The sequence below is a fragment of the Niveispirillum sp. KHB5.9 genome, assembly GCF_048066115.1.
Taxonomy (GTDB): Bacteria; Pseudomonadota; Alphaproteobacteria; order Azospirillales; family Azospirillaceae; genus Niveispirillum.
Genome location: NZ_JBLTYX010000017.1, coordinates 95150 through 114214 on the forward strand (window position 1 = coordinate 95150; position 19065 = coordinate 114214).

Here is a 19065-nt window from a genome sequence, read left to right on the forward strand (position 1 = left end):
CGGTTCCTTACAGGGAATTTGGAAAAATCTTTGTGGGCATTCATCGGACGCCCAGCCGTAGGTCAGGTCGAGGGCAAAGCCCGAGCCCTGACATTCAATGGCACCGTCGCTTGTCAGGGCTCGCCTTCGGCTCGACCTGACCTACGCGGCGGGCTTGGTCTCTTGGGGAAGAACCGCCGAAAGGGTGCCGATCAGATGCTCAAGCTTGATGGGCTTGGCCAGGAAGGCCTGCATGCCGGCCTCGCGGCATTGCTGGCGGATTTCCGCCGATAGGTTGGCGGTCAGGGCGACGATGGGCACCCTGGCACCCTGGCCCTCCATGGCACGCAGCCGGCGGGCGGCCTCCAGCCCGTCCATGTCGGGCATGGACAGGTCCATGATGATGGCATCCACCGGCCGTTCGCGCACCACGGCGATGGCGTCGGCGCCGTTGCCGGCCTGCAGAACCTCCGCGCCCCGCTGCACCAGCAGTTCGGTGGCGACGAATCGGTTCACCTCGTCATCCTCCACCAGCAGGATGACGGGCCGCCCGCCGGCACCGGCCGGCAGGGCCGCCTGGATGGGGGCGTCATGGCGCGGCCGGTCCACGGGCAGCGGCACCAGCGGCAGGCACAAGGTGAACTGGCTGCCCTGGTCGGGATCGCTTTCCACCATCAAGCTGCCGCCCAGCATGTCGGTCAGCGACCGGGCGATGGACAGGCCCAGCCCCGCCCCGCCGAAACGGCGGGTGATGGAATTGTCGGCCTGGCTGAACATTTCGAAAATCTGGTCCAGCTTTTCGGGCGGAATGCCGATGCCGGTATCCACCACCTGAAACCGCACCCAATGCATGGGCGACGGGATGGTCAGGCCGGGCACCGCGCCCGGCGCCTCCACCCGATCGACCGACAGGGTGACGCGCCCGTGCTCGGTGAACTTGACGGCATTGTCCAGCAGGCACAGCAATATCTGGCGCAGGCGCTTGGCATCGGTGACCACGCCCGACGGCACCCCGTCGCCCGTGCGCAGGCTCAACGCCAGGCTCTTGCGCTCCGCCCTGGGCCCCACGGTGGACATCAGGTCGCCCAGCAGCAGGCCCAGATCGACGGGCCCCGGCTCCATCTCCAGCCGCCCGGCCTCCAGCCGCGCCATGTCCAGCACATCGTCGATCAGGGTCAGCAGGGCGGCACTGGAACTGCCCATCACCTCCAGCAGCCTTATCTGGGCGGCATTCAGGTTATGGGTCTCCAGAATCTGGAGGCAGCCCTGGATGGCGTTGATCGGGGTGCGGATCTCATGGCTGATGGTGGCCAGGAATTCAGACTTGGCCCGGTCGGCGGCGCGCGCCTGCTCCGCCGCCGCCTCGGCCGCCGCCCGTTCCGCCGCCATGCGGTCCATCATGCGCAGCAATGCCGCCGCCGCCGTCCCCATGGCCACCGCCACCACGACGATGGGCAGCGCATAATAGAACAGCTGGTTGCCCAGGGTGGACGGGTCGAACACATCGCCCGGCCGGTTCAGCAGCAGGTCGGCGGCATAGGCGGTATTGACCAGCACCGTGATGGCCATGGCCGTCAGCAGCACCCATTCCGGCATCCGCCTTGGCTGCACCCCGGCCAGGCAGACCAGGGCAACGGCCAGCGCCACCTCGATAAAGCCGCAATTCAGCAGCTCGCGCAGCACCCCGTCATTGCGGACCAGGGCAACCGCCACCAGCACCGATACCAGCAGACCGCCAGCCAGCCAGCGGCGCCAGCGCAGCCGGCGACCGGCATAGATGGCGGCACCCTGCGCGAAGAAGAAGAACACCAGATTGTACAGCGTATCGCCCAGCAGGGCGACGGAGCCGGTCGCCAGCGTGAAGGGCCCCTTCACCAGGCTGATCAACGGCAGGGCCAGCAGCGCCGTGCCGAAGGCCAGCGCCCAGCACAGCGCATAGGTTTCCCGCCGCCCATATGCCCAGATGACGGCCAGCAACCCGCCCGCCCCCAGAAGGGGGGCGACATTGACCAGCAGCAGGGCATGTTCCAGGTTCATGTTCGTCAAATTGACAGCGGCGGCGATAAACAGAAGATTGAGCAGAGGCGCCATCTTGCAACAAGGCCGCACAATACGCAATCTCCAGCACAGGAATGGCTGGATCTTCATCATCTATAGTCGTGTATGCTTAATATAGCCGCTCCATTCATGAACACATTAACATGGATTTGCCTGGATTTTTTCCTGTCGACTTGTCACAAGGCTCTGCTGCTTGACAGGATGGCGGCGGACCGGACTGCGCATCGGGTTATCTTGTCCCGCGCTTCGTTCTGGCAAATGATTGGTCGATATGATTCAAAGGTCTGTCCGATGTGGATAATCCATCGGGCCAGAGGGGGCCGTCCGGGCGACGGCAAGGGAACGCCAATCCGGGGCACATGGTCATGAACAATCTCATCCGCGGGCTGCTGCTGACGATCGGGGCGCTGCTGCTGGGCAGCGCGCCGGCCGCCGCCTTCCGCCTGATCCCCATCGAAATGGAATTCGAGCCGTCGGGCCGTGGCGCCACGCAGATCTTCCGCGTGGAGAACGACACGCAACTGCCCATCGCCATCGAGGTGCATATCACCGGCCGCAAGATGGGCCCGGATGGGGAGGATCTGCCGGCCGAGCGTTCCGACGACTGGATCATCTTCCCCGAGCAGATCGTGCTGGAACCCAACCAGAGCCAGTCGGTGCGCGTGCAATGGACCGGTACCGCCGCGCCCGACAAGGAACTGGCCTACCGGCTGATCGCCGAACAGCTGGATGTCGATATCGGCCAGGCCCCGACGGAGGGCGGCAAGGTCAAGCTGCTGGTGCAGTACAAGGCCTCGCTCTATGTCACCCCGCCCGGCGTCAAGCCGCAGATCAACGTGCTGAGCGCCGGCCCGCGCCAGCTGGTCGACGGCGTGGTGATGGAGATGCAGGTGCGCAATGACGGCACCGCCCACAAGATCCTGAAGGACCCGACCCTGACCCTGTCGGCTGGCGGCAAGTCGGTCACCGTCCCCGCCGACCGGCTGGGCGGACTGGCGGGGGAGAATGTGCTGCCCGGCGTGACGCGCCATTTCCTGCTGCCCTGGCCGGGCGACCTGCCCAAGGGTCCGCTGCAGGCCAAGCTGAACCTGCCCTGACCTGACGCCGCCCACCACCCCTGACCATGCGCGCCTCCCCCTCCCCCCCTCTCCGGCGGTACCGGCGGCTGGCCATCGCCGGCCCGTCGGCCCTGGCGCTGGCCCTGGCGCCGGTGCGGCTGGCGCTGGGTGCGGGGTCGGAAACGCCGGCAGCCGCACCCACCCCGCCGCCGGCAGCATCCAAGATCACCGCGGACGAGCTGTTCAAGAAGGCGTTCGGACAGATGAAACAGGCCGCCACCAGCCAGAAGGCCGACATCCCCGTCTATTTCGACGGGTACGAAATCGGGCAGGTGCCGGCCGTGGTGTCGCTCAGCGCCGATGACACCACGGTGGACCTGCGCAAGCTGGCCGACCTGCTGCGCCCCATCGCCCAGGACGAACCCTTGCAGGCCCTGCTGGCCCAGGCCGGGCCCGACGGATATGGGGCACCGGCCCGCATGGCCAAGGCGGGCATCCAGCTCTCCTATGATGGCGGCGACCAGCTGGTGAAGGTCATCGTGCCAGCGGTGGCGCGCAAGCCGCGCGACCTGTCGGTGCTGGAACGCGGTGCTGCCGCGCGGGCCTATACGATCGTGCCGCAGGCCGATCTGTCGGCGCAGATGAACATGCGGGCGGCGGTGGAATATCTGTCGGTGCCCACCGGCCTGGGCGATGACGGTCTGGGCCCGCTCTCCGTCTCCTTCGAACCCGCCATCAACTGGAAGGGCTGGGTGGTGGAGGGCGAGATCAATTACCGGGAGGATGCCACCCGCACCTTGTCGCGCGGGCCGGTGCGCCTGGTCCATGACTTCGTCGATCGCGGCATCCGCTCGCAGCTGGGCGACCTGTCGGTGCCGGTGACGGGGGCGCAGGTGGGGCGCGCCATGGCCGGCATCTCCGTGGCCAAGAACTTCTCCATCCGCCCCTATGATCTGGTCCAGCCCGGCGGCAACCGCGAATTCATCCTGGACAATCCGTCGGTGGTGGAGGTCATCGTCAATGGCCGCCCCACCCGTACCTTCCGCCTGGAACCCGGCCCCTACAACCTGAACAATTTCCCCGGCGCATCGGGCACCAACGACGTGCAGATCCGCATCACCGACGCCTTCGGCCGCGAACAGACCATCGATTTCCCCTTCTTCTTCGACAGCCAGCTGCTGGCTGCCGGAGTGCAGGAATATGGCTACAGCCTGGGTGTGCCCTCGCAGGTGGTCGATGACAAATATACCTATGACGAGAAGGACCCGATCCTCTCCGCCTATCACCGCGTGGGCATCACCGACAATTTCACCCTGACGCTGGGCACCCAGATCGACAAGAGTGAAACCAGCGTCACGGCGGAGGCGCTGGTGGCCACGGCACTCGGCACCTTCTCCGTCGAACCGGCGGCCTATCTGCGGCGCACCGACTGGGGCACGGACGAGACCCCGGCCGACAAGAAGCACGGGTTCGGCGGCACCCTGCGCTACCGGTCCTACACCAACGGCGCCTCGGTGCTGGACAGCCAGGCCATCACCGCCCAGGTCAGCTGGTACGATCCGAACTACCGCTCCTTCGGTTCCACCTTCGTCTCCAACACCAAGCTGGATGCCGCCGCCCGCATCAGCCATCCCCTGTTCGCCGACATCACCGCCTCGCTGGGCGGGCGCTACCGCCTGACGCGCGGGCCCAACGAGGATGACAGCTACAGCGCCGACCTGGCCCTGCGCCGCCGCCTGTTCGAGACGGGCAATATCGACCTGACATTCAGCCATGGCCGCGACGGGTTCGGGGTGAAGGAAACCGGCCTCTATCTCACCACCCGCTTCATCTTCGATGGCGGGCGGCAGAGCGGGGGCGCCAGCATCGACACCATCTCCAGGCAGCAGCGCCTGGATTGGCGCTTTCAGTCGCTCTACACGGTCAACGCGTTTTCCGGCGGGCTGGAGCTGCTGAACGAGAAGGGCACGTCCGGCGACCGGGTGCAGGGCAACCTGAACTACACCAACCAGCGCTTCGACGCGCAGCTGCGCCAGGACACGGTGCGGCGCAGCCTGAACGACACCAAGGGCATCGAAAGCCGCACGCAGCTGTCGGCCGCCACCGCGCTCGCCTTCGCCGACGGTCATGTCGGCGTCACGCGGCCCATCACCAACAGCTTCGCCATCATCGTCCCCCATCCCCGCCTGGCCGGAAAGGATGTCGGCGTCGATCCGGTGGATGACCGCTACGTCGCGGAGACGGACTGGCTGGGCGTGCCGGTGGTGCCCAACATCTCCGCCTACCTGGTGCGCCCCATCCTGCTGGACGTGCCCGACGCCCCGGCCAATTACGACCTGGGCGAGGATCGGCCGGCGGTGCAGCCCGGCTACCGCTCCGGCACCATCATCACCATCGGCACCGACGCCATCGCCTCGCTGGTCGGCACGCTGATGACGGCCGAGGGCAAGCCGGCATCGCTGCTGTCGGGCGTGCTGCGCCCGGTGGGCATCAAGGATGCCAAGGATCTGGCCTTCTTCACCAACCGCGCCGGCCTGTTCCGCATCGACAGCGTGCGACCCGGCGACTGGCAGCTGATCATCACCGGCATGGAGAAGAAACCCTTCCCCATAACCGTGCCCAAGGAAGCGGAAGGTATCGTCAAGCTGGACCCGATCACCCTGCCAGGCGGTTGATATCAGGCCGCCGGTCGGCCCAGTCGGTGTCGCACTGGTACGCATGGCCCAGCGTCACCAGCACCCCTTCCCGCCACGGGGTGGAGAGGAGCTGCAACGATATGGGCATCCCGCCCGCATCCACCCCGCACGGCACCGCCAGCCCCGGCAGGTCCAGCCAGTTGGCGATGCGCACATAGCGGCTGAAGGGCAACCGCCCCTCATCCGCATCGGCCAGGGCCGGGGCCGTCAAGGGAACGGTGGGGGTCAGGAGGACGTCGTAATCCTGGGCCCAGGCATAAAACCGCGTCTGCTCCTGCCCCTGCACCCGGATCAGCCTGGACAATTCCGTATCCGTAACATCCTGACCGCCCCGTAACCGCCCCAGTACACCCCCATCCATTTCGGAACCGTAACGCTCTATCCGTTCCCACCACAGCCGCCAGGCCCGTCCCGCCATCAGCAGGCCCGACGGTTCCACGCAGGCCACCGGATCGATGGCGGGTGCGACCTCCACCAGCCTAGCCCCCAGCGCCTCCAGCCGGGCGAGTGCGGCCAGATAGGCGGCCCCCACCGCCCCCTCCACCCCGTCCAGGAACCGGTCGGGCAGCACCGCCAGCACCAGCCCGCGCGGGCTGGCCGCCAGCGCCTCGCCATCGTCGAACCGCGCCTGCCGGGCCAGCTTGGGCCCCGGCTCCACCGGTCCCGCCGCCGGATCCCGCATCACCGCCAGCATGCGGGCCACCTCCTCCACGGTCCGGGCCATGGGCCCGATCGTGTCCAGTTCCGGGCAGAGTGGCAGGCAGCCCGCCATCGGCACCCGCCCGCGCGTCGGCTTCAGCCCAACGATATTGTTCAGTGCCGAGGGGATGCGGATCGACCCACCGGTGTCGGTGCCCAGGGCCGCATCGGCCAGACCGGCGGCCACCGCGACGGCCGACCCGCTGGACGACCCGCCCGGCACCCGCACCGTCGCCGCATCCCACGGGTTGCGCGGCGTGGTGGTGGCGCGGTTGATACCCCAGGTGCCGAACGCCAGCTCAACCGTGTTGGCCTTGCCCAGCGCCAGCATGCCGGCCCCCATCAGCGATGCCGCCGCCGCCGCATGCGCCGGCGCGTCGGCCACCACGGCCGTGCGGCAGCCCCCACCCGTGGGCAGGCCGCGCAAATCCAGCAGATCCTTCACCGCCAGGGTGCGCCCGGCCAGCGGTCCCTTGGCTGCCGCCCGGTCCTGCTTCCACGCCTCCTCCCGCACCCATTCCGGCTCCACCAGGGCGAAGGCCCGCAGATGCGGGTCGAACCGGGCGATACGGTCCAGGGCGGTCTCGGCGATGCGGGCGAAGTCGGTCATGGCGGATGGGCTGCCTTTGCGTGGGGTGCGGCATCATAGCGGCTGCGCCGGCCCGATCTATGCTTTTGGTTCCCACCAAACCGCTTGGATTGCCGCCCCCGGAACTGGCATTGTGATTGCATCCACCTGCGGTGGTGCCGATGATGCTGGAATGGAAATGCCGACCACCCTCCGCCTGCCCCGTTTCACCCTCGCCATGGCCGCGTGCCTGCTGCTGGCCACACCGGTCCCGGCGAAGGAAAGCGACCGCTGCGAGATCGACATCAACAGCATCGACCGGATCGAACCCACGGCCGAATACGACCCTTATGGCGGCAACGCCACCGGCTACCACACCATCGAGCTGGAGCATGATGACGGCCCGGCCTGCGCCCTGCTGGTCGGCATCGACGATGGAGGCAATGGCGGCCGCATCATGGACAGTTCCAAGGACCGGCTGGTCTATGACCTGTACAAGGACAGCCGGCTCAGCCAACGGGTGGGGGACATAAGGGGCAATGAGAGCAACATGTTCGCCCTGCAGATGGACAAGAAGAACGACGAGGCGTCGATCCAGGTCTTCTCCAACATCCCCGGCGGGCAACTGGTGCCCAAAGGCACCTATTCGGACCGGGTGACGGTCAATGTCTATCAGCTGATCGATGGGATCCCCGTCGGCCCCATCGCTTCGCGCACCGCCCAGGTCCGCACCAAGGTGCGGACGGTGGTCACCGCCAGCGTCATCGTCAATGGCGTCACCCGTCCCCTGAACGGATCGGTGGGCACGCTGGACCTGGGCGACCTGACGCGCGGCAGCAACGGGCGCTTCGATCTGGATATCAGCGGCAATGGCGATTATTCGCTGTCGCTGTCGTCGGAAAATGGCGGCCGTCTGGTCACGTCGGGCGGCGGCGGCATCAATTACCAGCTTTATGTCGCCGGCCGCGCCGTCTCGCTGAGCCGGGGAACCAATGTCGATCTGGGTGGTGCCGGCCGCTATGAGATGCGGGTGGAAACCGGCACGCCGGGCCAGGTTCTGGCCGGTACCTATCAGGACAACTTGCTCTTGACCATCACCGCCAATTAGGGTGGTTGCTTAGAACACCGTCGCGGCGCGGATAAACCGCCGTGGTTGCCCAGAACGGGTGGAAAGGATCTGCCATGGTGCGGATGGGAAGTTTCTTTGCGGGCGGCACCCTCACGCTCTGCCTGCTGCTGGCAGCACCTTCCGCCTGGGGTCAGACCGCCCAGGGCACCATCACGCTGCGCGCCACCGTCACCGCCACCTGCGGCATCAGCCTGTCCACCGGCAACGCCACCCTGGACCTGACCGGCGGCACCACCAACATCCCCGTGGCCACGGTCGATGAGCGCTGCAACGCCGCCAACGGCTATACGGTCAGCCTTTCGTCAAAGAATGGTGGCAGCCTGTCGTCGGGCAGTGCCAACATCGCCTATACGCTGCATTATGGCGACAGCAACAGTGCCGCCGACGGCAGCCTGGCCACCAGCCGAGCCGTGACTGGTACCGGCCGGCAGACGGTGCTGTCCGTCTCCGTCCCCGGCGGGGCCCAGCGTCAGGCCGGCCAATACGAGGATACGGTGACCATCGCCATCGCCGCGAAGTGATAGAATAGTTAAGGCTGGCGACCGCCGGCCCGGCGCACGTGCGCCGCAAGCCAAGCCCGCGGACGCGGGCGCCCGGCGTTTGAGGGAACAAAAACATGACCACGCGTCCTCGGTTCCACCTGGCCTTCCCGGTTCATGATCTGGCCGCCGCCCGCGCCTTCTATGGCGAACTGCTGGGCTGTGCGGAGGGGCGCAGCAGCCCGGAATGGGTGGATTTCGACCTTTACGGCCATCAGGTCGTGGCCCATCTGGCACCCGACGAATGTGGCCATGCCGACACCAACCCCGTGGACGGGCATGACGTGCCCGTGCGTCATTTCGGCCTGATCCTGGATTGGGACGACTGGCATGCGCTGGCCGACCGGTTCCGCGCGGCGGACCAGCGCTTCATCATCGAACCCGGCATCCGCTTCAAGGGCCAGGTGGGCGAACAGGCCACCATGTTCCTGCTGGACCCCTCGGGCAATGCGCTGGAATTCAAATCCTTTCGCGACGAGAGCATGATTTTCGCGCGCTGAAGGCCGGCGACCGCCGGCCCGCCGCACGTGCGGCGTAAGCCAAGCCCACGGATGTGGGCGCCCGGCGCCTGAGGGAACGCAAGAATTCCTCAACATATTCCCCAAATGACCTATGTCGCAGGGGCGTGGCGAAATACATGCAACGCTCTTGGCGTCTGTTCCCGCACACGTTAGTCTATACGCTGGGCGGGACGGTTACTTGTTGGTCCGACGAGGGCCAAAGGGCGGTCATGATGGGTGACGAAGGGCGGGGCTTTGGAACGATGATCAGATTGACCCGCATGGGCGACGCACCCATTGAACATCTCACGCCCGACCGCAGCGAAGCGCCGGTCAGCGAAGTCTCGCTTTATGCGGATATCGCCCGCGTCATCGACCATATGCAACGCCGTTTGCACGATGTGGTGCGGGTGGAGCTGGGGCGTATCGGCGTCGACGACATCAGCCCGATGCAGGTGCTGATGCTGCTGAATATCGGCCATGATGAACTGACGGTCCGCGACCTGATGGAGCGCGGCTATTACCTGGGCTCCAATGCCAGCTACAATCTGAAGCATCTGGTCGAACAGGGTTATGTCGATCGTGGCGCGTCCGCCCGCGATCGCCGCGCCGCCCGTCTGCGCCTGTCGGAGAAGGGCGAATGGCTGTGCACGGAGATCGGCAAGCTGGAAAGCCGGCAAGCCAGCCAGCTGCTGCGCACCCCTTCCGACGCCCATGACCTGGACACCACCTATCGCATGCTGCGCCGCCTGGAGCGGTTGTGGGGGGATGTCGTGCGTTACGACAGCCGTGGCCAGGACTGATCCATGATGATGCCCCCGAACACCGGGGACCCCGAAGGCCCCCTGCGTCCCATCCTGCGCTCCCGGCTGAACAGCAGCGACGTTGATCGCCTGCTGCACCAGCCCGGCACGCGGCCGCGCATCGACACCATGACCAAGCTGGTCATGGAGATGGAGGAAGGCGACCTTACCGACGCGGAAAAGCGTCTGGCGCTGGACATCCTGCGCGCCTTCGCCGCCGATGCGGAGACCGAGGTGCGGGCCGCCGTGGCCTGGCAGATCCATAACAGCCCCATCCTGACCGGCGAGATGGCCGAAAAGCTGGCCCGCGACGTGGCGCAGGTGGCCGTGCCCATCCTGAAATATTTCGACGGGCTGCCGGAGAAGCTGCTGCTGGAGGTCGTGGCGGAGCGCGACCCGCAGAAGCAGCTGGCCATCGCCGGCCGCCGCACCGTGTCGGCCGCCGTGTCCGCCGCCCTGGTGGAAACCGGCAATGTCGTCACCGTCGTCCACCTGCTGCGCAACAAGGGCGCGGCCGTGCGCGAGGCCACCCTGAACCGCGCGGCCGAGCGTTTCGGGCAGTTCCGCATCGTCGCCGACAGCGTCGCGGCGCGGCCGGAAGTGACCATGGCGGTGGTGGAACGCATGATCGCCCTGGTGTCGGAGGATGTGCGCCAGCAGCTGATCCGCGACCACAACATCGAACCGGCCCTGGCCAAGCGCCTGGCGGAGGGCGGGCGCGAGGCGGCGACCCTGCGGGTGCTGCAGCCGCTGCTGCTGTCGCGCGACGATGCCGAAATGGTGGCCAAGCATCTCTACCGCCAGGGCCGGCTGACGCCGCAGGTGCTGTTCCGCGCGCTGTGCGCCGGCGACCTGGAACTGTTCGTGGCCGGCATGGCGGCGCGCGCCAACATCACGCCGCAGGCCGCCGGCATCCTGGCCTGGGATGACGGCATCCTGGGCCTGCATTGCCTGATGGAGGCGGCGAACATCCCCGGCCCCCTGACGGCCCCGTTCCGCACGGCGCAGCAGGTGGCGCTGGAAACCGACTATGCCAGCGGCGAGTGCACGCGCGAGCGGTTCCAGCAGGCGGTGCTGGAGGTGCTGTTCGACAAGTTCGCCGACACGGCGGAACGGGAGATCGATGAACTGCTGATGCAGATCTCCGACCAGCCCGGCATCGATATCGGCGCGGCGCTGAACCCCATGCGGGCGTGAGATGAAGCTCACCTGCTTCGCCATGCATGACGAACCGCCGCTGCTGCGCCCGGCACCGGCCACGCGGGATTGGATGGACGGCACACCGCAAGCCTATGCCTATCGCTGCCTGCCGCTGAATATCGCCAACGCCCATGGCTGGGAAATCCTCTGCCGCACCGGCTTCACCGCCCATTGGGATGGGGGGGCGGGCAAGGACGCCATCGCCATCACGCCCGATCCCGGCACGGTGGCCCCGGCCATCAGCCATTTCGGCTCCGGCGTCCTGACCTTCCATATCGAGGCTTTGTTCCGCACTGAACCGGGCTGGAGCCTCTATGCCCAAGGCCCGGTGAACGCGCCCAAGGACGGCATCGCGCCGCTGACCGGTATCATCGAGACGGACTGGGCGCCCTACAGCTTCACCATGAACTGGAAATTCACCGCCCCCGGCCGCGTGGCAAGGTTCGTGGCCGGCGAACCGTTCTGCGCCATCTTTCCCGTGCGCCGCCGCATGCTGGAGGATGTCGAGCCGGAAATCCGCTCCATCAAGGACGATCCGGAGCTGGAGCGGCGGTTCCAGGAATGGTCGTCGGGCCGCATGCGCTTCAACGCCGAACTGGCCCAGCCCGGATCACCGGCCCAGGCCGAGAAATGGCAGAAAAGCTATTATCTGGGCCTGCTGCCCGACGGCACCCAGGCCGACCCCGACCACCTGATCAAGCTGCGCCCGCCGGGGTTCGCGGATAAGCGGTGATATCAAATCCCGATGAGTGAACTCATCGGGATTTGATACGGCGGCGACTGCCGCCGCGCCGCACGTGCGGCGTAGCCAAGCCCACGGATGTGGGTGCCGGCGACTGAGGCCCGATGATCGATTTCGATCATCGGGAACTTGTGTAACCCCTACACCATGTGCCAGGCCATCCGCGCCACCAGCACGGCATTGACCAGCATCAGCAGCGGCGTCAGCTTCGCCGCCACCCCGCGCCAGCGGTTGGCCGCCGCCCCGCCCAGCAGGCCGACGGCCATCAGCGCCGGCACCGTCCCCGCCCCGAAGGCCGCCATCATCACCATGCCCGACAGGGGATCGCCCGTGCCCATGGCCGATGCCAGCCCCGCATAGACCAGCCCGCAGGGCAGCAGCCCCAGCGCCAGCCCCAGCAGATAGCCGTTGATCCCGCCCGGCCTGGCGAACAGCGGCCGCAGCGGCCGGGTCAGCGCCCTGCCCACCCCTTCCGCCCAGCCGCCACCGGTGCCCGAAGCCAGCCGCGGGAACAGTCCCACCAGCCCCTGGCGCAGGAACAACAGTGCGGCCAGCGCCAGGATGGCGGCCAGAACCCAGGCCACACCCGCCGCCCGGGTCACCATGCCGCTGCCCGCCGCGACCAGCCCGCCCAATGCGGCATAGGTGGTGATGCGGCCCAGATGATAGGGCAGCAGCATCGATCCCCGCGCCCGCGCCAGGGCGGGGCCGGGCACCGCCGACAGGGCGCCGGCCTGGGCCAGCACGAAGGGCCCGCACATGCCCACGCAATGCGAGAGCCCGCCCAGCATCCCCGTCGTGAACATAGCGGCCGCCAGCGACCAGACCATGCCGTCCATCATCACCCCCTTGTGGTGAGGCGTTTATCGCATGACCGGTGCGGCCTTTCCTTGACGGGGATCAATCATTCACCCGGCGATCTATACGCCCGCGAACAGGCCGGCGATGGTGGTGACGGCGCGTTCGGCCTCCGCCCGGTCGGGCGTGGCATCCTCGATCCCGAAGCCGTAATATTCATCCGCCCCCGTCACCTGGAATACCCAGCCGTCGCGGCGCGGCACAAAGGAGACCTGGTTGAAGAACAGGCCGTAGCGGATATCCCCGTCCGGGATCATCCGCGCCAGCTGCCCGCGCACCGGCACCAGGGAATTGTCGCCGAACAGCGCCTTGGCGCCATAGCCGGTGCAATTGACCAGGGTCTTCTGCGGCAGGGCCGACAGGTCCGCCGGGCTATGGAATTCCCGCACCTCGATCCTGCCGCCCAGCTCCAGGAAGCTGGACAGCAGATAGTGGGAGTATGAGGCGATGTTGAACATCATGCCCGACACCGACAGCACCTCGCGTTCCCCGAACGGATGGCTGCCGGCGGCGTAGTTGACCCGCGGGCTGCGCAGTTCCGGCGTCATCTCCCGCGTCAGGCCATGGGCGAAGGCGGGACGGTCGTCATGGGCAGGTGCCGCGCCGTTGCCGGGGGCCAGGACGACATGGTTGTCGATCCATTCCACCGGCGTGCCCGCCAGGCCCAGCAGGGTCTGGTAGCGGTCGAAGCTGGCCCGCGCCATGCCGGCCCACTGCGCCTTGAATTCCGGGGTGGCGTGCGCCTCCAGGCAGATGCGGCTGTCGGGCGACCAGACGCCGGTGGCCAGCGAGGACCGGGTCTGCGGCGGCAGTTCCCTGGCATGGATGGTGACCTTCGCCCCCGCCCGCTGCAATTGCAGCGCCGTGGTCAGGCCAATGGCGCCGCAGCCGATGACGGCGATGTCCTTCGCCCCCGTGCCCATGGCCAGGTCGGTGGCGATCATCGCCGATCCCCAGGACAGCGACCAGCCGGACCCGCCATGGCCGTAATGATGCACCAGATCCTTGTCGCCCAGCTTCATCCGCTCGATCCGTGGCCCTTGCGGGCGGAAGGGGCGGGTGCAGACGGTGATCTGGGTGATGCGGTCGATGCTGGCCCGCAGCGGCGGCACGGTCAGGACCGGCCCCTTGGGTGCCGCCACCTGCACCTTGCCCGGGCCGGTAGCGCAACCGCCCAGGAATGCCAGGGAAAGGGCGGCACCGCCGCCGGTCAGCAGGGAACGGCGGGCAAGGGCGGGACGGGTCATGCGGGACCTCTTTGCTTCCGGCGGACGAAACAGGGCGGGAGCGTAAGCCATAAGACCGCCAATAACAAAGGCCTGGGAGCGATCCGCCGCCATCCGGCCCACGAAATTTGCTGGGCCTTGCACCAAGTTTTCCTGTGGCCGCATGCTGAACGGTCACTGTCGATATCCATTGGCCCGGAGGCACCCGATGCCCGTTCCCCGCACATTGACGGCCTGGGTTCTGCTCCTATGCCTGCCGCTGCTAGCGGGCTGCACCGGCGGATTGGCGCCGTGCGATGCCGCCTTCAGCAAGCGCCAGCTCTGGAACATGCCCCCCGACATCGCCGCGGCACGGGTGATGGCGCAGGTCACCGGCCGACTGGACCCGGAACCGGCCCGGCGGAAAGGCAGGCAGCCGACACAAGTCCTGGAAAGCTGGTTCGCCGACATGAAGCCCGTCTCCACCGCCTTCGCCGGTCTTTGCCGCCGGGCCTGGCTGCATGTCGGGTTCGAACCGGTGGGGCAGGTGCCGGTTGACGCGGATGCCGATACGCCAGTCCAGGCCCGCATCCTGAATGTCACGCGGCGCTATGCCATGCTGGCCACGCCCGCTCCCATGGCCTGGCCGGAGCCAGAATATCAGGGACGGCGCACGGACTGCACCGGGATGCCATCGAACGGGTTCGACATGTTCACGGCCGATGATGATGACACGGCCGCCGCCGGCCATTGGCTGACGGCACGGGTGGGGGAAGCACTGGCCGCGGGCCGGGCGCTGCCATTGACCCTTGAATGCAGCCAGCCCAAGGACTGGAAAGGGCCAAGCTGCCTGGAGGAGGTCGTCCGCGATGTCCGCCCCGACCGGCTGCGCGAGGTGGTGGCGCTGGACACCGTCTCGCGCTGCGCCGATGGCTTGCCGGGACGGGGTTCCTATCGATGCTACCGGCTGGATTTCACCGAAACAGTCCTCCTGGCGGTGGTGGATCTGACGCGTGTGATGCGGGAAGGGCCGGCGGGCATCGTCCGGCTGGAGGCCAGCCAGCAGATCGTGCTGTGGCATGAACGGGTGGAGTAGCCCCGCCACCTGACTACGTATTCAAGGGGCCGTGCCGTTGACGGGTGCCCCCACCCCCCGCATGGTCGCCGGCAACAAAGCATAAATCTTAGGGGGAGAGCGGGACCATGCAGAAGCCCAGGCTGAGCCTGATCCAGATCTGGAACATGTCCATCGGCTTCCTGGGCATCCAGGTGGCCTTCGGCCTGCAGAACGCCAATGCCAGCCGCATCTTCCAGACGCTGGGGGCGGACATCAACGAACTGGCCATCCTCTGGGTCGCGGCCCCCCTGACCGGGCTGCTGGTGCAGCCGGTCATCGGACACCTGTCGGACAAGACCTGGGGGCGGCTGGGCCGGCGCCGGCCCTATTTCCTGCTGGGCGCCATCCTGGTCACGTGCTCGCTGCTGATCATGCCGTCGTCGCCGGCCTTGTGGTTCGCGGCGTCGATGCTGTGGATCCTGGATGCCAGCATCAACATCACCATGGAACCGTTCCGCGCCTTCGTGGGCGACCTGCTGCCCGATGAACAAAGGATGAGCGGTTTCGCGGCGCAGAGCTTCTTCATCGGCGTCGGTGCCGTCGGCGCGTCGGCCCTGCCCTGGATGCTGACCCACTGGTTCGGCATGGATAACACCGCCGCCCCCGGCATGGTGCCGCTGACCGTGCATATCGCCTTCTATGTCGGTGCCGCCGCCATCCTGCTGACCGTGCTGTGGACGGTGCTGACCACCAGGGAATATTCGCCCGACCAGATGGCGGCATTCGAGGCCGCGAGGCTGGCCCGGCGCGGCGTGGACGCGGTCACCCGCATCGACCGCCCGGCCGGTACCTTCCAGCGCTGGGGCCTGCTCTCCGCCCTCATCGGCCTTGCCGTCACCCTGGCGGTGGGGGCCGCGGGGCTGGAGAAGGAGGTCTATATCCTGGGCGCCGGGCTGATCGCGTTTGGTGCCGCGTTGCTGGTCCATGCCGGACTGAAGGCGGCGGGCAAGGGCGATAACGGGTTCAGCGAGGTGATGGAGGACCTGTTCGCCATGCCGCCCGTGATGCGCCGGCTGGCATTGGTGCAGTTCTTCAGCTGGTTCGCCCTGTTCGCCATGTGGATCTACACCACCTCGGCCGTCACCGGCTTCCATTACCAGACCAGCGATACGGGGTCCCAGGCCTATAATGACGGGGCGGATTGGGTGGGGCTGCTGTTCGCGGTCTATAATGGCGTGGCCGCCATCGCCGCCTTCCTGCTGCCCGCCATCGCCCGGCTGCTGGGCCGGCGCGGCGCGCACATGGTCTGCCTGGGTCTGGGCGGGGCGGGGCTGATCAGCTTTCCGCTGATTTCCGACCCTTCCCTGCTGTGGCTGCCGATGATCGGGGTGGGCTTCGCCTGGTCGTCGATCCTGTCGGCCCCCTATTCCATCCTGTCGGCGGCGGTGCCGGCGGCGAAGATGGGGGTCTATATGGGCATCTTCAACATCTTCATCGTCGTGCCCCAGGTCCTGGCCGCCAGCATCCTGGGTGCGGTGCTGCGCGCCGGCTTCGGGGGCGAGGCGATCTGGGCCCTGGTGCTGGGCGGCGGGGCGATGATCCTGGCGGCCCTGTCGATGCTGGCCGTCAGGGACGAAAGCTGACGCTTGCCTTCATCGCCCAACCCGGTCATTCCATTCGCAACGGATAACAAGATCGGGTGAGGCAATCCATGTCGTTCCATTCCAAACTGGCCGGTGCGGCCGCCGCCATCGCGCTGCTGACGGGGGCCGCCAGTGCCGAAACCGTGCTGATCCAGGCCGGCACGCTGCTGGCCGTGCCGGGCAAGGCGCCCTTGTCGCAACAGACCCTGGTCGTCACCGACGGCAAGGTCGGCGCGGTCAAGGCCGGCTATCTGGATGCCGCCGGGGCGGGTGCGCCCGCCGGGTCGCGCGTCATCGACCTGCGCGACAGTTTCGTGCTGCCCGGCCTGATCGACTGCCATGTGCATCTGACCGGTGAGCTGGGCCCCCGCTCGCAGCTGGCCGAGGTGCAGGACGATCCGGAGGAAACGGTGCTGGACGGCGTGGCCTATGCCCACCGCACCCTGATGGCCGGCTTCACCACCGTGCGCGACCTGGGCGCGCCGGCCCGCACCGGCTTCGCGCTGCGCGACGCCATCAACAAGGGGGAGGTGCAGGGCCCCACCATCCTGGCGGCGGGCATGATGGTGTCCATCACCGCCGGCCATGGCGATGTCAACGGCTTCAGCGAGGAGGTCACCCACGCGCTGCGCCCGGAAAGCCTGTGCAATGGTGCCGATGATTGCCGCCGTGCGGTGCGCGAGCAGATCCGCAAGGGTGCGGATGTCATCAAGCTGGCCACCACCGGCGGGGTCCTGTCCAACATCGCCGCCGGCACCGGCCAGCAGATGTTCGATGACGAAGCGAAAGCCATCGTCGATACCGCCCATCTGATGGGTAAGAAGGTGGCCAGCCACGCCCATGCGGCCGGCGGCATCAACCTGGCCCTGCGCAGCGGCGTGGACAGCGTCGAGCATGGTTCCTACCTGGATGCCGAGGGCATCAAGCTGCTGAAGGAAAAGGGCGCCTACCTGGTGCCCACCCTGCTGGCCGGCTATACGGTCGTCGGCATGGCCAAGGCCAGCACCACCCTGACGCCCGCCCAGGCGCAGAAGGCGCTGGAGGTGGGCGAGCGCATGAAGTCCAGCTTCGGCAATGCCGTGAAGCAGGGCGTCAAGGTCGCCTTCGGCACCGACAGCGGCGTCTCCCACCATGGCGAGAACGCATACGAGTTCAAGCTGATGGTGGAAGCCGGCATGCCCGCATCCGATGCCATCAAGTCCGCCACGGTGAATGCCGCCGACCTGCTGGATCGCGGCACCCGCATCGGCACGCTGGAAGCCGGCAAGGATGCCGACATCATCGCCGTGGCCAAGAGCCCGCTGGAGGATGTGACGGAACTGCGCCGCGTGCGCTTCGTCATGCGCCAGGGCACGGTACATAAGGAAGCCGGGACCCCGGTGGCCTTCATCCCCAAGACTTGAGGTCAAAACGGAAATCCGGAATGATCACCGCGATCATTCCGGATTTCCGTTTCAACATCGCCCAAGTGAAACATGATGCAACATGAAACGCGTTGCGGTTTCACTTGGGAGCCGGATTTCCGGAATATCCGCAGATAGGATATATTACCTATACCCGATATCGGCATTCAGGGCAACGATCCCGGCACCCCGGCATGGACAGCCCGCGGCCCGCCTGTCAAAATCCCTGCAAATCAAAGCCGAACCACAACCGGCAAAGGGGAAGCATGGCGATCTATCAGGATGATGACGGCAACCTGTTCACGACCGACCGGCCGGGACCGGTGATCTCCCCCTCGATTACGCTGGGCGATTGGGGCCGGTGGCAGCCGACTAGGCTGATCCATCCAAGGCATTTGGCCCCGATGGTGCGCGCCAGTCTGCTCACCCTCCTGGCCAGTCTGGCGCTGGGAAGCTTGTCCTTGCTGTTCTTGCTTCGCGGTGACCGGCCGACATCCGGCGTGCTGGGTGCCCTGGCCTATCTGGTGATCACCATCGCGCCGACGATCATCCGCAACCGCCATAGCGAACCGCTGCTGCCGGCCACGCCGCTACATCCCTTGCGGCCCCAGCCCCGGGCCCCGCTGGTGCTGGACATCGCCAACAAGCTGGGCAGCGCCATCTTCATCACGATCATGGCCGTGAACCTGCTGCGCGGCAGTCCCGAGAGCCTGTGGAGCCTGGGTTTCGGCCTGCTGGCGGCGGTGATCAGCCTGATCCTGGCGGGACAGGTCGCCCTGTCGCTCTATGGGCTGCGCCGCGCAGGGCATGGATGCTGCCCGCCGCAATCCTGGTCATCCAACTTACGTTGATGGCTTTGGCGACGAACGACAGTCTTTTCGTCGCCATGGGCCCGCTGCCGCCCATGGTGGCGTTGCGGGGCGGGGCC

At 67.1% G+C, this 19065-nt stretch carries 16 protein-coding genes; 12 read left to right on the plus strand and 4 right to left on the minus strand.

Going from position 1 to position 19065, the window contains the following annotated elements; genetic code table 11:
• Positions 1–141: 141 nt before the first annotated feature.
• The gene (locus tag ACM9HJ_RS23220) at positions 142–2016 is read right to left on the minus strand and encodes an ATP-binding protein (protein WP_416574151.1); all 1875 of its coding nucleotides are present in this window, start codon (positions 2014–2016) and stop codon (positions 142–144) included.
• Positions 2017–2402: 386 nt separating this feature from the next.
• Here ACM9HJ_RS23220 and ACM9HJ_RS23225 point away from each other — a divergent pair, with 386 nt between their 5' ends.
• Both ACM9HJ_RS23225 and ACM9HJ_RS23230 read left to right on the plus strand, forming a co-directional pair.
• Positions 2403–3134: a molecular chaperone gene (locus tag ACM9HJ_RS23225; RefSeq protein ID WP_416574152.1), complete on the plus strand. Its 732-nt coding sequence runs from the start codon at positions 2403–2405 to the stop codon at positions 3132–3134.
• A gap of 26 nt (positions 3135–3160) precedes the next feature.
• The gene (locus ACM9HJ_RS23230) at positions 3161–5770 is read left to right on the plus strand and encodes a fimbria/pilus outer membrane usher protein (protein WP_416574153.1); all 2610 of its coding nucleotides are present in this window, start codon (positions 3161–3163) and stop codon (positions 5768–5770) included.
• Here the strand turns inward: ACM9HJ_RS23230 and ACM9HJ_RS23235 are convergent.
• Complete coding sequence (locus ACM9HJ_RS23235) at positions 5751–7100, minus strand: amidase (RefSeq protein WP_416574154.1); 1350 nt, start codon at positions 7098–7100, stop codon at positions 5751–5753. The two genes, ACM9HJ_RS23230 and ACM9HJ_RS23235, sit on opposite strands and share 20 nt — an antisense overlap.
• Before the next feature lie 157 nt (positions 7101–7257).
• Here ACM9HJ_RS23235 and ACM9HJ_RS23240 point away from each other — a divergent pair, with 157 nt between their 5' ends.
• From ACM9HJ_RS23240 to ACM9HJ_RS23265, 6 genes are all read left to right on the plus strand, one after another.
• The gene (locus ACM9HJ_RS23240) at positions 7258–8166 is read left to right on the plus strand and encodes a spore coat protein U domain-containing protein (RefSeq protein ID WP_416574155.1); all 909 of its coding nucleotides are present in this window, start codon (positions 7258–7260) and stop codon (positions 8164–8166) included.
• A 74-nt stretch (positions 8167–8240) separates the two neighbouring features.
• Positions 8241–8708: a spore coat protein U domain-containing protein gene (locus tag ACM9HJ_RS23245; protein ID WP_416574156.1), complete on the plus strand. Its 468-nt coding sequence runs from the start codon at positions 8241–8243 to the stop codon at positions 8706–8708.
• Between the two features lie 95 nt (positions 8709–8803).
• Entirely contained in the window at positions 8804–9226 is a 423-nt protein-coding gene (locus ACM9HJ_RS23250; RefSeq protein WP_416574157.1) for a VOC family protein, read from the plus strand.
• A 263-nt stretch (positions 9227–9489) separates the two neighbouring features.
• Positions 9490–10029, plus strand: coding sequence for a MarR family transcriptional regulator (locus ACM9HJ_RS23255; RefSeq protein ID WP_416574158.1), 540 nt, complete (start codon positions 9490–9492; stop codon positions 10027–10029).
• A 3-nt stretch (positions 10030–10032) separates the two neighbouring features.
• Positions 10033–11226: a DUF2336 domain-containing protein gene (locus ACM9HJ_RS23260; RefSeq protein WP_416574159.1), complete on the plus strand. Its 1194-nt coding sequence runs from the start codon at positions 10033–10035 to the stop codon at positions 11224–11226.
• 1 nt (position 11227) lies between these two features.
• Entirely contained in the window at positions 11228–11962 is a 735-nt protein-coding gene (locus tag ACM9HJ_RS23265; RefSeq protein ID WP_416574160.1) for a DUF6065 family protein, read from the plus strand.
• 149 nt (positions 11963–12111) lie between these two features.
• On the opposite strand, the gene ACM9HJ_RS23270 is transcribed toward ACM9HJ_RS23265, so the two are convergent.
• Together ACM9HJ_RS23270 and ACM9HJ_RS23275 are read right to left on the minus strand one after the other, a co-directional pair.
• A complete protein-coding gene (locus ACM9HJ_RS23270; protein WP_416574161.1) occupies positions 12112–12813 on the minus strand; it encodes a sulfite exporter TauE/SafE family protein in 702 nt (233 codons plus the stop codon).
• Positions 12814–12891: 78 nt separating this feature from the next.
• Positions 12892–14076: an FAD-dependent oxidoreductase gene (locus ACM9HJ_RS23275; protein WP_416574162.1), complete on the minus strand. Its 1185-nt coding sequence runs from the start codon at positions 14074–14076 to the stop codon at positions 12892–12894.
• Between the two features lie 187 nt (positions 14077–14263).
• Between ACM9HJ_RS23275 and ACM9HJ_RS23280 the strand changes: the two genes are divergently transcribed.
• The 4 genes from ACM9HJ_RS23280 to ACM9HJ_RS23295 all read left to right on the plus strand — a co-directional run bounded on the left by ACM9HJ_RS23280 (position 14264) and on the right by ACM9HJ_RS23295 (position 18988).
• Positions 14264–15130, plus strand: coding sequence for a hypothetical protein (locus ACM9HJ_RS23280; RefSeq protein WP_416574163.1), 867 nt, complete (start codon positions 14264–14266; stop codon positions 15128–15130).
• Positions 15131–15237: 107 nt separating this feature from the next.
• Positions 15238–16734, plus strand: a complete 1497-nt coding sequence (locus tag ACM9HJ_RS23285; RefSeq protein WP_416574164.1) for an MFS transporter — start codon at positions 15238–15240, stop codon at positions 16732–16734.
• A gap of 68 nt (positions 16735–16802) precedes the next feature.
• The gene (locus ACM9HJ_RS23290) at positions 16803–18137 is read left to right on the plus strand and encodes an amidohydrolase family protein (protein WP_416574165.1); all 1335 of its coding nucleotides are present in this window, start codon (positions 16803–16805) and stop codon (positions 18135–18137) included.
• 266 nt (positions 18138–18403) lie between these two features.
• On the plus strand, positions 18404–18988 hold the full coding sequence (locus ACM9HJ_RS23295; RefSeq protein ID WP_416574166.1) for a hypothetical protein: 585 nt from the start codon (positions 18404–18406) through the stop codon (positions 18986–18988).
• Positions 18989–19065 lie beyond the last annotated feature (77 nt).

What these genes read in the sequence shown, in the direction of transcription:
- ACM9HJ_RS23220 (WP_416574151.1), bottom strand. Translation starts at nt 2,016, where the DNA reads ATGAACCTGGAACATGCCCTGCTGCTGGTCAATGTCGCCCCCCTTCTG.
- ACM9HJ_RS23225 (WP_416574152.1), top strand. Translation starts at nt 2,403, where the DNA reads ATGAACAATCTCATCCGCGGGCTGCTGCTGACGATCGGGGCGCTGCTG.
- ACM9HJ_RS23230 (WP_416574153.1), top strand. Translation starts at nt 3,161, where the DNA reads ATGCGCGCCTCCCCCTCCCCCCCTCTCCGGCGGTACCGGCGGCTGGCC.
- ACM9HJ_RS23235 (WP_416574154.1), bottom strand. Translation starts at nt 7,100, where the DNA reads ATGACCGACTTCGCCCGCATCGCCGAGACCGCCCTGGACCGTATCGCC.
- ACM9HJ_RS23240 (WP_416574155.1), top strand. Translation starts at nt 7,258, where the DNA reads ATGCCGACCACCCTCCGCCTGCCCCGTTTCACCCTCGCCATGGCCGCG.
- ACM9HJ_RS23245 (WP_416574156.1), top strand. Translation starts at nt 8,241, where the DNA reads ATGGTGCGGATGGGAAGTTTCTTTGCGGGCGGCACCCTCACGCTCTGC.
- ACM9HJ_RS23250 (WP_416574157.1), top strand. Translation starts at nt 8,804, where the DNA reads ATGACCACGCGTCCTCGGTTCCACCTGGCCTTCCCGGTTCATGATCTG.
- ACM9HJ_RS23255 (WP_416574158.1), top strand. Translation starts at nt 9,490, where the DNA reads ATGATCAGATTGACCCGCATGGGCGACGCACCCATTGAACATCTCACG.
- ACM9HJ_RS23260 (WP_416574159.1), top strand. Translation starts at nt 10,033, where the DNA reads ATGATGATGCCCCCGAACACCGGGGACCCCGAAGGCCCCCTGCGTCCC.
- ACM9HJ_RS23265 (WP_416574160.1), top strand. Translation starts at nt 11,228, where the DNA reads ATGAAGCTCACCTGCTTCGCCATGCATGACGAACCGCCGCTGCTGCGC.
- ACM9HJ_RS23270 (WP_416574161.1), bottom strand. Translation starts at nt 12,813, where the DNA reads ATGATGGACGGCATGGTCTGGTCGCTGGCGGCCGCTATGTTCACGACG.
- ACM9HJ_RS23275 (WP_416574162.1), bottom strand. Translation starts at nt 14,076, where the DNA reads ATGACCCGTCCCGCCCTTGCCCGCCGTTCCCTGCTGACCGGCGGCGGT.
- ACM9HJ_RS23280 (WP_416574163.1), top strand. Translation starts at nt 14,264, where the DNA reads ATGCCCGTTCCCCGCACATTGACGGCCTGGGTTCTGCTCCTATGCCTG.
- ACM9HJ_RS23285 (WP_416574164.1), top strand. Translation starts at nt 15,238, where the DNA reads ATGCAGAAGCCCAGGCTGAGCCTGATCCAGATCTGGAACATGTCCATC.
- ACM9HJ_RS23290 (WP_416574165.1), top strand. Translation starts at nt 16,803, where the DNA reads ATGTCGTTCCATTCCAAACTGGCCGGTGCGGCCGCCGCCATCGCGCTG.
- ACM9HJ_RS23295 (WP_416574166.1), top strand. Translation starts at nt 18,404, where the DNA reads ATGGCGATCTATCAGGATGATGACGGCAACCTGTTCACGACCGACCGG.